The following is a 14127-nucleotide window of genomic DNA, read 5'->3' on the forward strand; positions in this document are numbered from 1 at the left end:
CTCAGGCGATACGGGCGAGCGGGGGATTCAGGGCGTCGCAGAAATCCGCAACGTTACTGACCCAGCCAAAAAAGGTTTCGATATTGAACAGGGCCGCCTTCTGGGCGAAATCCGGCCCGGCCTGATGGGTCGCGTCTTCCAGCACCACGCCGAAATACTCGAGGAAAAAGCCGTCGCGCAGGGTCGACTCCACGCAGACGTTGGTGGCAATGCCGGTGAAGACCAGGTGGCGAATGCCCCGGCTGCGCAGCAGGCTGTCGAGCGGCGTGTTGAAAAAGCCACTGTAGCGCGGTTTCGGCAGGACAATATCACCCGCCTGCGGGACCAGCTCATCCACCAGCTGATAATCCCAGCCGCCCTTCGCCAGCAGCTTGCCCTGCAGTTCGGGCCGCTTGCGCATGGTTTTCAGGGCGTTCGACTTGTGGAAGTTCGGTGAACCGGGGCCACCGGCCTCAACGTACTGGTCATCCCAGCCGTTCTGGAACCATATGATAAGCATGCCCGCTGCGCGCGCGGCGGCGACGGCAGTTTTGATATTCGCTATCACAGGCTGCGTAGCGGAGACGTCGAAGCCCGCCAGATCAAGATAACCACCGGGGCTGGCGTAGGCGTTTTGCATGTCCACCACGATCAGCGCGCTCTGCTGGGGCGTGAAGGTAATGGCTTCCGGGCGCGCGTTAAGGGTTGTCATTACGCCACCTCCTTCGTGACGGCAGGGATGTGGGCGCGGCACTGCATCAGCGGCTGGATGCGCTCGCCGAAGGTCTCCACGCCGGTGAGGAAGTCATCGAAGGTCAGCAGGACGCCTTCCGCACCGGGAACGGCCGCCACTTCATCGAGCATTCTGGCAACGCTGGCGTACGAGCCGACCAGCGTGCCCATGTTGATATTGACGGCGGAGGTCGGGTCGGCCATCTGACGAACGTTGGTATCCGCCCCGGAGCGGGTGTCCTTCTGGCTCTGCTCGGTGAGCCAGCTCAGGGCTTCCTCGTCGGCGCCGTCCTTATAGCGCTCCCATTTTGCGCGCGCGGCGTCGTCGGTTTCGTCGGCAATCACCATAAACAGCACGTAGGAGCCCACGTCGCGCCCGGTTTTGTCGGCGGCTTCTTTCATGCGCGCGGCGGTCGGGGCGAAGGCGGCTGGCGTGTTAACGCCTTTACCGAAGCAGAAGTTAAAGTCGGCGTATTTCGCCGAGAACTCCATTCCCGCGTCGCTCTGCCCGGCGCAAATCACCTTCATTGGCACCGACGGCTGCGGGCTGACGCGGCAGTCGTTCATGGTGAAGAAGTCACCCTTGAAATCGCTTTTGCCGGTACCCCACAGATCGCGCAGGACCTGCACGTACTCGGTCAGGTAGTCGTAGCGACGCGAGAAGTAATCGTCACCCGGCCAGAGCCCCATCTGCTCGTACTCGGGTTTTTGCCAGCCGGTCACCAGGTTGACGCCAAAGCGTCCGCCGGAGATGGAGTCGATGGTGGAGGCCATGCGCGCCACGATCGCCGGGGGCAGGGTGAGGGTGGCAGCGGTGGCGTAGATCTGGATCCGCGAGGTGACCGCGGCCAGTCCGGCCATCAGGGTGAAGGACTCCAGGTTGTGATCCCAGAATTCGGTTTTGCCGCCGAAGCCGCGCAGCTTGATCATCGAAAGCGCAAAGTCGAAATGGTAGTGCTCCGCTTTCTGCACGATGGCTTTATTCAGCTCAAAGGTCGGCATGTATTGCGGTGCAGTGGTCGAGATAAGCCAGCCGTTGTTGCCGATGGGTACAAATACGCCAATTTTCATCACGAACCTCTCTTCATCTCAGTGTGGGGTGAAAGTCAGACGTGGCGATGCATCCTGCATATCCTGTTCAGCCTCGTGAGAAAGGATTTGCAAAGGGGATGCCAGTTTTTAAAATGGCTTTGTTATTAATGTGTTAATCAGTGGTTGGTGAAATGAAATCAAATAAAGTGGACTAAATGGTCAAAAGAAATGCACGCAAAGCAGGCAACGGTGCGCGATGGCGGTGCAGGGGCGAGGAGGGTAATTGTAGTACGATCCCGGTGCGGGCCGGGATCGAAGGTTAGCGTTTATTGTGGCTTCACGCATAAAAACGTCTTTTATTTAGTTGCTGGTTTAGCATTAACCACTGTCTCCTTACCTTTGATAGCATTATCTAATATTTTAGAGAATAGTTGTGCGTAGGTATTTTGGTCTATGGCATTTGAACCATAAGCCATGCATAGTGAGAAGCTAGACGATAATACAAACAAAGCAGATGACATTTCATCGTCCTTATTCAGAACAACCACATCAGAAGTATCTTGAGAATCACGTTTCCCAGTAATAGATACTTTTGGTACGGTGATTGTAGCTTCTGTATTACGGATCTTTTTTAATGCTTCTGCTGCTTGAGATGGTAGAGTACAAAGTACTGGTTCGAAGTGTGCTGTATCCCCCTTCCGATACAGGACATAAGATAAATTTTTCATGGGATTGGTTAAAATCAATTTACCTTGCACTCTGCAATTGCTATCTCTGTGGTGTAAAATTCCATTAGCATCCTTATAATCATCACAATTATATGAGGCTTGATTAGTGATCGCTAAAATATCAGTTTCCTTAGGTGCCTTTGAAACGCATCCGCTTAAAATTAAACTAGCCACCACAAGAGAGGGAAGAATCAATTTGTTTGAGTTTAAGCTAATGGGTAAATAAAAAGCAAAGTGATTCGGCATGAGTTACTCCAATAAGTAAGGGTGATTAAAATAATATGTGTTTCTATTTCACATAACTATAGCGACTCAAAAAACATCTTCACTTGTACATTAGTTGTAGTTAATTAAAGGGGCTCAATCTTTATTCACCATTGAGGGGCTCTGATGGCTGAACATGTTACGGAGTTAGCCAACGTTTTTATTTCTTTGCATAAGCCTCGATTAGTCTCCACAACAACCGACCCATAGGTAATCGATAGATATCGCTATGAGCATCCCCACCTGTACCAAAGGAATTATATTGTGTAATTCCGTTTGATGTATCAATGTAATCAATAACTCTTGCCCCATTAATACCATTAAGAGGATTTGTACATTTTTCTGATGTATCACCACGGTTGCAGAGTGAAAATTTACCATGTGTTTCTGTAGCTGATGTATCTGAGGCAGTCATACAGTGAAATGTTCCCGAGTAAACTGGTTGGGTACAAGCTTTCACATAACTTTTCACTGCTCCTGCAGGGTCAGTCCATTTCGCAAATTTTACTGCTGAGTCGAATTTCGATGCTGTTAATACTAATTTAGTATTACCCAGCCTCATGTAATCTCTGTATGGCGCTCCTTCTTCACTTAACCCAGGAAAGAACCTGTTGATACTCATGGCACCCTGCAATGACACAGCTAAATTTACAGGGCTCGAGACCGTTGTGTCATTTTTTATTGATGGACTGCTAAATAGCGCTCGAGTCATAGCGCGAGCACCGAAACTATGACCTATGGCGATGACAGGAAGTTTGCTGCCTGATTCGTTCATACTCTCAGGTATAGTTTGATTGATAATTTTATTGAGCCAGATGAGACCCAGTTCGTCCGCATCGTTTGCTTTGTTTGGGTAACTGGCAACATTATCTAGCCTGGTGGACCAATATGAAGGCCAGGTAATACCAATTACGAGCGGCCTAAAAGGAAGGTTATTTTTTTCGAAGGACTTTATGACTCGTACTCTGGGGAGTAGCATGTTACTTGTGGAACTTGAAGGGTTTTCTTTAACATAATCCTGTTGTTCCAGAGAGGCTGTTATTATATTTCCAGTAATGTCATTAAAATTACGAATTGCGTCACTTTGAGACGTATTCCAACCCATGACGATGATCAGGATATGGCTATAAGCGCCACTTTTAAGATCGTGCTTGAGATTGCTTTTAAGCGCAGTAAGCCCAACGTCACTATTTTTATAAAATGAGTATAATTTAGCGTCCTTTGCTTCTTCAATAGAGCTGGAAATTTTACACGCATCCCACCCATTTATTTTTGCCAGATCGATATTTGATTCGCCTACTAATTCTTCTGATATATAGGAATTATAAACAAAGCAGTAGCTGCTAGTAATATAAGGAGTGGGTGAGTTTTCATTTATGACATTAAAATAATTTTTTATGATATGAGAAATAAACATGGATTTTCTATTGCTTTTTGTGAGTGGTTTGATTTCATTTGGTCCGCCGATAATTCTTATTGGTGATTTTTCAACGCCAATGATATATCCGGGGCTGTGAAGGGCTATACCTGAAGGATAATATAACATAGAGTGAAAGCTTCGAGTGGTTGCGCCATTGAGTTCAAGTTTTTTCTCATAAGGAGCCATTACCGTATCAGTATTGCTACAGCTGCTGGCAGCAGAACAAAACATGATGATGAAAATTTTTGATAATTTCATGTGCTTTTACCCAATCAAGTACTGTGATTTGAATTTTTTTGAATGTAATAATTTATAAGCAATAGAATCTATTTATAAAAACATCTTAATCTCACTTGAAAATAATTCAATGCCTTAAAGAATAAATGTGATTTGTTCTCATGATTCTCTCATCAAATAGTTTTCTAATCATAAAAGCACAGTGGTTTAAGTTCGAGTAGGTAACTTCATTAAACTTAGACCTGCTTAAAAACAACTCCAGTGATTTCCGGTTTGAAATGAAAATAACATTAAAACACTGAGTTTTATTTTTATAGTGGTGTTTAATTTCATGGCATTTAACTCTTTCAGGATTTTATTGATTTTACTTTGGTAGAAAAGAAAGTCTTAACACACCATTCATTCACCAAATGAATAAATGGTGTGTTAAAAAGCATCTGCCTGTTTCTAAAAAAATTTATGGTTCATATAGTTTTAGCAACCGCACCAGGCTTTAAGTGGACCGTCTAAAGGACCGAGTAGCCAGCTTTAAAGAAGGGGTAGCAACATTCGCACCTGGCCTACCATAACAGCTTTTCCTTTTCGATTTTGCACAGACACTGCAACCCAAAATGTCGAGAGAAAGCAGGGCTTTTGCTATGCTATGGCAAACCAATAAGGAGAGCGGGTATGACACAAGGCGCAGTGAAAACACCAGGTAAACGTTCGCAGGCGGTGAGCGCCAAGAAGCAGGCGATCCTCAGCGCGGCGCTGGAGACATTTTCGCAGTTTGGTATTCACGGCACGCGCCTGGAGCAGGTGGCGGAGCAGTCCGGGGTATCCAAAACCAATCTGCTCTACTATTACCCGTCGAAAGAGGCGCTGTATGTTGCGGTGATGCAGCAGATCCTCGATATCTGGCTGGCGCCGCTGAAAGCGTTCCGCGAAGAGCTGGCCCCGCTGGTGGCGATCAAAGAGTACATTCGCCTGAAGCTGGAGGTGTCGCGCGATTACCCACAGGCATCACGGCTGTTTTGTCTTGAGATGCTGCAGGGGGCGCCGCTGTTGCAGGCGGAGCTGACCGGAGATTTAAAACAGCTGGTGGACGATAAGTCGGCCATTATAGCGGGATGGGTGGCCAGCGGAAAACTGGCCCCGGTCGATCCGCATCATCTGATCTTTATGATTTGGGCCTCCACCCAGCATTACGCTGACTTTGCGGCCCAGGTCGAGGCGGTGACCGGAAAAACGCTCCAGGACGAAGCGTTTTTCCACAGCACCCTGGAAAACGTGCAGCGGATGATTATCGAAGGGATCCGCTTGCGCTAGTTCCCCGGTGGGAGAGGGCAGCTTAAGTCGCCCTCTTCACACTGCATCAGCGAGGCCAGAAACGCTTCGCGCTCCACGGTTTTCTCCGCCAGGCACTGATTCACGATCATCGGCTGAACGCTGCCACCTTCCGTCCCCGAACCGATAAACGCACAGTCCGCGTCGCGCAGGGCAATCCAGGCCTGCTGCGCCTTTTTCAGCAGCTCGCGCTGGGGAGCTTCCGCGCGCTTGACGGCGGCCTGATAGGTCTGGTTGAGTTTTTTATCGGCAGCCTGGTACTGCTGCGCGCTACAGGTATTCAGTTCAAGCTGAGTGGTCGCTTTGTCGCACTCGTCGGCCAGCGCGCTGGCGCTCAGCAGCAGTGCTGCGCCTGCGAGAAATACTCTTTTCATCATTCCCTCAGTGTAAAAAAGCCGGATGCGCTGCGCTTATCCGGCCTACGGTTGTTTTGTCGACCCGGTAAGCATAGCGCCACCGGGAAGAGTTTACACGATTAACCGATGGTCATCAGGCTGGCGTTACCGCCCGCTGCCGCGGTGTTGACGCTGAGGGAACGCTCCACGTACAGACGCTCCAGCAGCAGGTTGGTTTCCCCGCGCGCGAAGCCCTGCACCGAAACAATTGCCCCGCTGCGGGCCGCAACCTGCTCGCACAGCTCGCGCAGCTGGTCGGAATCACCGTGATAAATCACGGCATCAAATGGCTGCGTCAGCAGCACATCGGCTTTCGCGAAGTGGATACGGGCCGAGACCGCCTTCGGCAGCTGTTTGGCGAGATCGCGATGCAGCGCATCTTCCGGCCACAGCACTTCACACCCGGTGGCCATCGCGGCGGCCAGCTGTACCAGCGCGTCCTGCTCGTTATCCGCCACGCACAGAACGCGCTCGCGCGGCATCAGCGTCCAGGTATTGCGCTCGCCGGTCGGCCCCGGCAGCAGACGCTGCGTACCGGCCTGTGCCAGCTCGCCATACTGCTGCGCCACGGCACGCAGTTCAGGACGTTTTTCCGCCCAGGCGATCAGCGCTTCCAGCGGCTGGGTCAGCACGGTTTTCAGCTGCGCATCCACCGGATACTCCGCATCCTGACGCGCCAGGGTGACGCCCAGCGCGTTCTCCGGACGGTTCGCCAGCAGACGGTACAGGTAGAGCGGACCACCCGCTTTCGGGCCGGTGCCGGAGAGACCTTCACCGCCGAACGGCTGCACGCCCACGACCGCGCCCACCATGTTGCGGTTAACGTACAGGTTGCCCACTTTGGCGCTGCCGGTTACCTGCGCGATGGTCTCGTCGATACGGGTATGTACGCCGAGCGTCAGGCCATAGCCGGAGGCGTTGATCTGCTCAACCAGCTCGTTGAGGTTGTTACGGTTGTAGCGCACCACGTGCAGCACCGGACCGAAGACCTCTTTTTTCAGCTCGTCGAAGCTTGCCAGCTCGATAAGCGTAGGCGGCACAAAGGTGCCGGAACGCCACTCGCGGGCGTCTTCGCTGTTGTCTCGCACCGCTTGGAACACCGGACGGCCTTTCGCGCGCATGGCCTGAATGTGGTTTTCAATATTGGCTTTGGCTTCCGCGTCGATCACCGGCCCGATGTCGGTGGTGAGACGGCCCGGGTTGCCCATGCGACATTCGGCCATCGCGCCGCGCAGCATTTTCAGCGTGTGGTCCGCCACGTCATCCTGCAGGCACAGCACGCGCAGGGCGGAGCAGCGCTGACCGGCGCTGTCGAAGGCGGAGGCCAGAACGTCAACCACCACCTGCTCGGTGAGGGCAGAGGAGTCGACGATCATGGCGTTCATGCCGCCGGTTTCCGCGATGAGCGGCGTAGGACGACCCTGCGCATCCAGACGGGTGGCAATATTGCGCTGCAGCAGCGAGGCCACTTCGGTCGAACCGGTAAACATCACGCCGCGCACGCGGTTATCGGAGGTCAGTTTGGCGCCCACGGTTTCACCGCGGCCCGGCAGCAGCTGGACCACGCCCGCCGGTACGCCTGCTTCCAGAAGAATGTTGATGCCCTGCGCGGCAATCAGCGGGGTCTGCTCTGCCGGTTTTGCCAGCACGCTGTTGCCAGCGGCCAGGGCGGCGGCAATCTGGCCGGTGAAGATCGCCAGCGGGAAGTTCCACGGGCTGATACAGACGACCGGGCCGAGCGGGCGGTGGGTTTCGTTGTCAAAATCATCGCGCACCTGACCGGCGTAGTAGTGCAGGAAGTCGACCGCCTCGCGCACTTCGGCGATGGCGTTGCTGAAGGTTTTACCCGCTTCGCGCACCAGAATGCCGATGAGCGACTGCATCTGGTCTTCCATCAGCACCGCCGCGCGCTCCAGGATGGCGGCACGTTCCTGCGGCGGGGTGGCGAACCAGATAGGGGCGTTATTCACCGCGCTGTCCAGCGCCTGATCCACTTCCGCATCGGTGGCTTCTCGCACGTAGCCGACGATGTCTTTTGGCTCCGCCGGGTTGATGACCGGCTGCATGTCGCCGTCAGCAACGGGCTGCTCCAGCATCGGTTTGGCTTGCCACTTCTGCAGCGCGCTGTTGAGCAGGGCAGAGGAGAGGGACGCCAGACGGTGTTCGTTGGCGAGATCCAGCCCCGCCGAGTTGACGCGACCCTTGCCGTACAGCTCGCGCGGCAGGGCAATCTTCGGATGCGGCAGGCCAATCTGGCCTTCCTGCGCCGCCATCTTCTCAACGGCCTGCACCGGATCGGCGACCAGCTCGTCGAGCGGCAGCGTGGTGTCGGCGATGCGGTTAACGAAGGAGGTGTTCGCGCCGTTTTCCAGCAGACGACGCACCAGGTAGGCCAGCAGGGTTTCGTGGGTACCTACTGGGGCATAAATTCGGCACGGGCGGTTCAGCTTGCCGTCGGCCACTTTACCGGTCACCTGCTCGTACAGCGGTTCACCCATGCCGTGCAGGCACTGGAATTCGTACTGGCCCGGGTAGTAGTTCTGCCCGGCCAGGCTGTAGATTGCCGCCAGGGTATGGGCGTTGTGGGTGGCGAACTGTGGATAGATTAGGTTCGGCACGCCAAGCAGCTTTTTCGCGCAGGCGAGGTAAGAGACGTCGGTGTAGACCTTGCGGGTATAAACCGGATAGCCTTCCAGCCCTTCCATCTGGGCGCGTTTGATTTCGCTGTCCCAGTAGGCCCCTTTCACCAGGCGGATCATCAGGCGACGGCGGCTACGGCTGGCCAGGTCAATCAGGTAATCAATGACGAACGGGCAGCGCTTCTGGTAGGCCTGGATAACGAAACCGATGCCGTTCCAGCCCGCCAGCTCCGGCTCGAAGCACAGTTTTTCCAGCAGATCGAGGGAGATCTCCAGACGGTCGGCCTCTTCGGCGTCGATGTTGATGCCGATGTCATACTGGCGCGCCAGCAGGGTCAGGGACTTCAGGCGCGGGTAGAGCTCTTCCATCACCCGGTCGTACTGCGCGCGGCTGTAACGCGGGTGCAGGGCGGAGAGCTTAATCGAGATGCCCGGGCCTTCATAAATACCGCGACCGTTGGACGCTTTACCGATGGCGTGTATCGCCTGCTGGTAAGAAACCATGTAGGCCTGCGCGTCGGCGGCGGTCAGCGCCGCTTCGCCGAGCATGTCGTACGAATAGCGGAAACCTTTATCTTCCAGCTTGCGGGCGTTCGCCAGCGCTTCGGCAATGGTTTCTCCGGTCACAAACTGTTCGCCCATCAGACGCATTGCCATATCCACGCCTTTGCGGATCAGCGGCTCGCCGCTCTTGCCGATGATGCGGTTCAGTGAGCGTGACAGGTTGGCTTCGTTATGGGTGGAGACCAGTTTGCCGGTAAACAGCAGACCCCAGGTCGCGGCGTTGACGAACAGCGACGGGCTGCGGCCAATGTGCGAATGCCAGTTACCGTTGCTGATCTTGTCGCGGATCAGCGCGTCGCGGGTGGCTTTATCTGGAATACGCAGCAGCGCTTCCGCCAGGCACATCAGCGCCACGCCCTCCTGTGAGGAGAGGGAAAATTCCTGCAGCAGACCCTGAACCATCCCGGCGCGGCCGGTGGCGGTCTTCTGGTTACGCAGTTTGTCAGCCAACTGGTACGCCAGGCTGTGCGCCTGCGCGGCAACGGCTTCCGGCAGGCGAGCCTGCTCCAGCAGCATCGGCACGGCGTCGGTTTCGGCGCGACGGTACGCGCCGGTAATGGCGGCGCGGCTGACGGACTGCGGCAGGATCTGCTCGGCGAATTCCAGGAACGGCTGATGGCTCTCGTCGCCAGCGGCCGGCGCTTCCTCGCTTTCATTGGCGGCGCCGGCGAGCAGGGCAGGCAGCTCCGGCAGGCCCTCGTCGCTCTCGAGTCTTTCGAGATAGTTAAAAATCGCCTGCTTAATTAACCAGTGCGGCGTGCGGTCAATGCGGGTTGCTGCGGTCTTAATCCGTTCGCGGGTTGCGTCATCCAGCTTAACCCCCATGGTGGTCATACCCATGCCAAAGCTCCTGTTGTGCTTTCTTCGTGTTTGGTCGTTAGCGTGAAATATCCACCATGTTGCAACTTTGTGCAACCGTGTTAAATGTGACCTGGTTTGCAACCCGGGAAATGAATGAATTGTTAACGGATAGTTAGCTGGAAAAACGTGCTGCCTTTGTCCCGGGAAGCCTGTTTTTATGCGGGAGTTAACACTTTTAAAAGGTGCAACCCGTAAAAGCGTGAGCGAGTGCAACCTATAGGAAACTCGTATCAAACCGGGGATGAAATTGATGTAAATGCAGTGTTAAATCGTTTGTCAGCGGAGGGCGCATACGGCAGGATAGCGCGCCTCACCGAAACACAAGATACCGTCACCTCGTTCCGGTGATCATATAACAAGGCAACCCGGACGGTTGTCGCTCGACACTTTTGGAGAATTTGAATGGCAATTAGCACACCGATGCTGGTGACATTTCTCGTTTATATTTTTGGCATGATCCTGATAGGGTTTTTGGCGTGGCGTTCAACGAAAAACTTTGACGACTACATCCTGGGCGGACGCAGTTTAGGCCCGATGGTGACCGCACTCTCTGCGGGCGCATCGGACATGAGCGGCTGGCTGCTGATGGGTCTGCCCGGTGCGATTTTTATCTCTGGTATCTCGGAAAGCTGGATTGCCATCGGTCTGACCGTGGGCGCATGGATCAACTGGAAGCTGGTGGCAGGCCGTCTGCGCGTGCACACCGAGGCCAACAATAACGCCCTGACGCTGCCGGACTACTTCACCGGACGCTTTGAGGATAACAGCCGCGTGCTGCGTATTATCTCGGCGGTGGTGATCCTGGTGTTCTTCACCATCTACTGTGCCTCCGGCATCGTGGCCGGTGCGCGTCTGTTCGAAAGCACCTTCGGCATGAGCTACGAAACCGCCCTGTGGGCCGGTGCGGCGGCAACCATCCTCTATACCTTCGTGGGCGGCTTCCTGGCCGTCAGCTGGACCGACACCGTGCAGGCGAGCCTGATGATCTTCGCGCTGATCCTGACCCCGGTGATTGTGATTTTCACGGTTGGCGGCTTTGGCGATTCGCTGGAAGTGATCAAGCAGAAGAGCATCGAAAACGTCGACATGCTGAAAGGGCTCAACTTTGTCGCCATCGTCTCCCTGATGGGCTGGGGTCTGGGCTACTTCGGTCAGCCGCACATTCTGGCGCGCTTTATGGCGGCGGATTCTCACCACACCATCGTCCATGCGCGTCGCATCAGTATGACGTGGATGATTCTGTGTCTGGCGGGCGCGTGTGCGGTCGGCTTCTTCGGGATCGCCTACTTCAGCAATAACCCGGCGCAGGCGGGCGCGGTGAACCAGAACGCCGAGCGCGTGTTTATCGAGCTGGCGCAGATCCTGTTTAACCCGTGGATTGCCGGTATTCTGCTCTCCGCGATCCTGGCCGCGGTGATGTCCACCCTGAGCTGTCAGCTGCTGGTCTGCTCCAGTGCCATCACCGAAGACCTCTATAAGGCCTTCCTGCGCAAGGGCGCGAGCCAGAAAGAGCTGGTATGGGTAGGGCGCTTTATGGTGCTGCTGGTGGCGCTGATTGCGATTGCGCTGGCGGCCAACCCGGAAAACCGCGTGCTGGGTCTCGTGAGCTACGCGTGGGCGGGCTTTGGTGCGGCATTTGGTCCGGTAGTCCTGTTCTCCGTCATGTGGTCCCGTATGACCCGTAACGGCGCGCTGGCGGGGATGATTATCGGTGCGGTGACCGTTATCGTCTGGAAACAGTTCGCCTGGCTGGGCCTGTACGAAATCATTCCGGGCTTCATCTTCGGCAGCATCGGTATCGTGGTCTTCAGCCTGTTGGGTAAAGCGCCGTCTGCCTCCATGCAGAAACGCTTTGCGGAAGCCGACGCGCATTACCACTCCGCACCGCCGTCTAAGCTGCAGCCAGAATAATTTTCTCACGCAGTACCGTAGGCCGGGTAAGCGCAAGCGCACCCGGCTTTTTTCTTGCCAAAATCCGTCTTTTCCTGTGATATCCCTGTGCTTATAACAATGAGGATAGCGAAGCATGACAATCAAAACAGGGTTAATGGCTGCGGCATTATTGATGCTGGCGGGCTGCAACGCGCCATCGCAACACGCGGCGGTGGAAACCTGCAAAGCGGATAACCAGATGCAGCAAACCACGCTCTATTTCGGCTTAAACCGTCCTGCCGGGGCGCAGATTACCCCTAACGAGTGGCAGCAGTTTGTTGACCAGGACGTGACGCCGCGCTTTCGCGATGGCTTAACGGTATTTGATGCCCGCGGGCAGTGGCTGGGGAACGACGGAAAAGTGGCGCGTGAACCGAGCAAGGCGCTGATGCTGATCCACGGTAAAGATGCGCAGAGTGAGAAGAACATCGAAGCGTTACGCGGGATTTATAAGTCACGCTTTGCGCAGGAGTCGGTGATGCGTGTCGATCAGCCGGTGTGCGTGCAGTTTTAATGAAAACGGCGGGAATTCCCGCCGTTGTTGTTTTGCAGGCCGGGATCGCTGCGCGCCACCCGGCATTGCATCAGAGCACCAACCCCGCAAAGCTCGCTGACAGCAAACTCACCAGCGTCGCACCGTAGACCAGACGCAGCCCGAAACGCGATACCACGTTACCCTGTTGTTCGTTCAGGCCCTTAATCGCCCCGGCCACGATGCCGATGGAGGCGAAGTTAGCGAACGAGACGAGGAAGACGGATAAAATCCCCAGCCCGCGCGGGGACATCTGGTGTGCTATTTTCTGCAGCTCAATCATCGCCACAAATTCATTCGCCACCAGCTTGGTCGCCATAATGCTGCCCGCGTTTAAGGCATCGCTCAGCGGTATACCCACCAGCCATGCCAGGGGATAAAATACATAGCCCAGGATCTGCTGGAAGCTCATGCCAAATACGCTGGAGAAGAGGGCGTTAACGGCGCTAATAAGGGCGATAAAGCCAATCAGCATCGCCAGAATAATCATCGCCACCTTAAAACCGGCCAGAATATACTCGCCGAGCATCTCGAAGAAGCTCTGCGATTCATGCAGTTTTTCAAGCTTGATATCCGGCTCCGCTTCCGGGCGCGCCGGGTTGATGACGGAGAGAATAATAAAGGTGCTGAACATGTTCAGAATCAGCGCCGCGACGACAAATTTGGCATCGAGCATGGTCATATACGCCCCGACAATCGACAGGGAGACCGTCGACATGGCCGTGGCCGCCATGGTGAACAGACGACGCGAGGAGAGATCGCCCAGCACGCCTTTGTAGGCAATGAAGTTTTCCGACTGGCCGAGGATCAGCGAGCTCACCGCATTAAAGGATTCCAGCTTGCCCATGCCGTTCAGTTTGGACAGCAGCGTACCGATCACCCGAATAAAAATCGGCAGGATCCGCCAGTGCTGAAGAATACCAATCAGCGCGGAAATAAAAATAATCGGGCAAAGTACGCCGAGGAAAATGAACGCCAGCCCTTTTTCTCCCATACCGCCAAAGACGAAATTAGTCCCTTCGCCAGCAAATTTGAGCAGTGACTCAAAAAATCCCGAGACGTATTTAATCAGGAATAACCCGCTTTCGGCGTGCAGGAAAAAGAACGCCAGGGCAATTTCAATGACAATCAGCTGTAAAACAAAACGAATGCGAATTTTTCGGCGGTCAAAACTCGTAAGCCAGGCAAGCGCGAGAATAATGACCAGCGCCAGCAGGAAATGGACAATTTTAAACATAATTTATTTTCACCAGGTGTTTGAGGCGGATATTTAGCCACAGCCCTGAATCAGCGTAAATGGGCATTTTCGTTATAACTTATAAACTTTACCGTTACGTATGTAACTATTATCAGGCTCTGCGTTTACAACTCGTCATCAAAACACCGCACATTTCGCTTGTGTTTCTTTCTGCCGTAATGATAATCACTATCACAAGAATTTACCTTTCTTTGCATCAGTTGACCGCGATAAACATTTAAGGTGTCG

The 14127-nt window shown here is 54.3% G+C and carries 10 protein-coding genes; 3 read left to right on the forward strand and 7 right to left on the reverse strand.

Annotated features, from left to right (window positions below; all coding sequences use genetic code 11):
• Position 1: 1 nt before the first annotated feature.
• The 4 genes from rutB to V1572_RS10870 all read right to left on the reverse strand — a co-directional run bounded on the left by rutB (position 2) and on the right by V1572_RS10870 (position 4413).
• On the reverse strand, positions 2-691 hold the full coding sequence (rutB, locus tag V1572_RS10855; RefSeq protein WP_045908308.1) for a pyrimidine utilization protein B: 690 nt from the start codon (positions 689-691) through the stop codon (positions 2-4).
• Positions 691-1782, reverse strand: coding sequence for a pyrimidine utilization protein A (rutA, locus tag V1572_RS10860; protein WP_023617762.1), 1092 nt, complete (start codon positions 1780-1782; stop codon positions 691-693). Before rutA ends, rutB begins: the two co-directional genes overlap by 1 nt.
• A gap of 317 nt (positions 1783-2099) precedes the next feature.
• Complete coding sequence (locus V1572_RS10865; protein WP_395299959.1) at positions 2100-2717, reverse strand: hypothetical protein; 618 nt, start codon at positions 2715-2717, stop codon at positions 2100-2102.
• Positions 2718-2895: 178 nt separating this feature from the next.
• Complete coding sequence (locus tag V1572_RS10870; RefSeq protein ID WP_395299960.1) at positions 2896-4413, reverse strand: hypothetical protein; 1518 nt, start codon at positions 4411-4413, stop codon at positions 2896-2898.
• A gap of 648 nt (positions 4414-5061) precedes the next feature.
• On the opposite strand from V1572_RS10870, the gene rutR reads away from it, so the two are divergent.
• Complete coding sequence (rutR, locus tag V1572_RS10875) at positions 5062-5700, forward strand: HTH-type transcriptional regulator RutR (RefSeq protein WP_008499819.1); 639 nt, start codon at positions 5062-5064, stop codon at positions 5698-5700.
• Here rutR and V1572_RS10880 read toward each other — a convergent pair.
• Positions 5697-6092: a lysozyme inhibitor LprI family protein gene (locus V1572_RS10880; RefSeq protein ID WP_021240804.1), complete on the reverse strand. Its 396-nt coding sequence runs from the start codon at positions 6090-6092 to the stop codon at positions 5697-5699. The genes rutR and V1572_RS10880 overlap by 4 nt on opposite strands.
• A 101-nt stretch (positions 6093-6193) precedes the next feature.
• Entirely contained in the window at positions 6194-10156 is a 3963-nt protein-coding gene (gene putA / locus V1572_RS10885) for a trifunctional transcriptional regulator/proline dehydrogenase/L-glutamate gamma-semialdehyde dehydrogenase (protein WP_262810308.1), read from the reverse strand.
• Positions 10157-10579: 423 nt separating this feature from the next.
• Between putA and putP the strand changes: the two genes are divergently transcribed.
• Entirely contained in the window at positions 10580-12088 is a 1509-nt protein-coding gene (gene putP / locus V1572_RS10890; RefSeq protein WP_045908304.1) for a sodium/proline symporter PutP, read from the forward strand.
• A 115-nt stretch (positions 12089-12203) separates the two neighbouring features.
• Positions 12204-12623 carry a DUF3574 domain-containing protein gene (locus V1572_RS10895; RefSeq protein WP_045908303.1) on the forward strand — a complete coding sequence of 140 codons (420 nt, stop codon included), beginning with the start codon at positions 12204-12206 and terminating at the stop codon, positions 12621-12623.
• A gap of 70 nt (positions 12624-12693) precedes the next feature.
• Here V1572_RS10895 and V1572_RS10900 read toward each other — a convergent pair whose 3' ends face one another.
• Positions 12694-13878, reverse strand: coding sequence for a NupC/NupG family nucleoside CNT transporter (locus V1572_RS10900; protein ID WP_111966927.1), 1185 nt, complete (start codon positions 13876-13878; stop codon positions 12694-12696).
• Positions 13879-14127 lie beyond the last annotated feature (249 nt).

This window comes from Enterobacter quasiroggenkampii, from assembly GCF_043972695.1.
Lineage (GTDB): Bacteria > Pseudomonadota > Gammaproteobacteria > Enterobacterales > Enterobacteriaceae > Enterobacter > Enterobacter quasiroggenkampii.

Bases quoted from the DNA above. Each gene is read 5' to 3' on its own strand.
- V1572_RS10865 (WP_395299959.1), bottom strand. From the start codon at position 2,717: ATGCCGAATCACTTTGCTTTTTATTTACCCATTAGCTTAAACTCAAAC.
- V1572_RS10880 (WP_021240804.1), bottom strand. From the start codon at position 6,092: ATGAAAAGAGTATTTCTCGCAGGCGCAGCACTGCTGCTGAGCGCCAGC.
- putP (WP_045908304.1), top strand. From the start codon at position 10,580: ATGGCAATTAGCACACCGATGCTGGTGACATTTCTCGTTTATATTTTT.
- rutA (WP_023617762.1), bottom strand. From the start codon at position 1,782: ATGAAAATTGGCGTATTTGTACCCATCGGCAACAACGGCTGGCTTATC.
- V1572_RS10870 (WP_395299960.1), bottom strand. From the start codon at position 4,413: ATGAAATTATCAAAAATTTTCATCATCATGTTTTGTTCTGCTGCCAGC.
- putA (WP_262810308.1), bottom strand. From the start codon at position 10,156: ATGGGTATGACCACCATGGGGGTTAAGCTGGATGACGCAACCCGCGAA.
- rutB (WP_045908308.1), bottom strand. From the start codon at position 691: ATGACAACCCTTAACGCGCGCCCGGAAGCCATTACCTTCACGCCCCAG.
- V1572_RS10895 (WP_045908303.1), top strand. From the start codon at position 12,204: ATGACAATCAAAACAGGGTTAATGGCTGCGGCATTATTGATGCTGGCG.
- rutR (WP_008499819.1), top strand. From the start codon at position 5,062: ATGACACAAGGCGCAGTGAAAACACCAGGTAAACGTTCGCAGGCGGTG.
- V1572_RS10900 (WP_111966927.1), bottom strand. From the start codon at position 13,878: ATGTTTAAAATTGTCCATTTCCTGCTGGCGCTGGTCATTATTCTCGCG.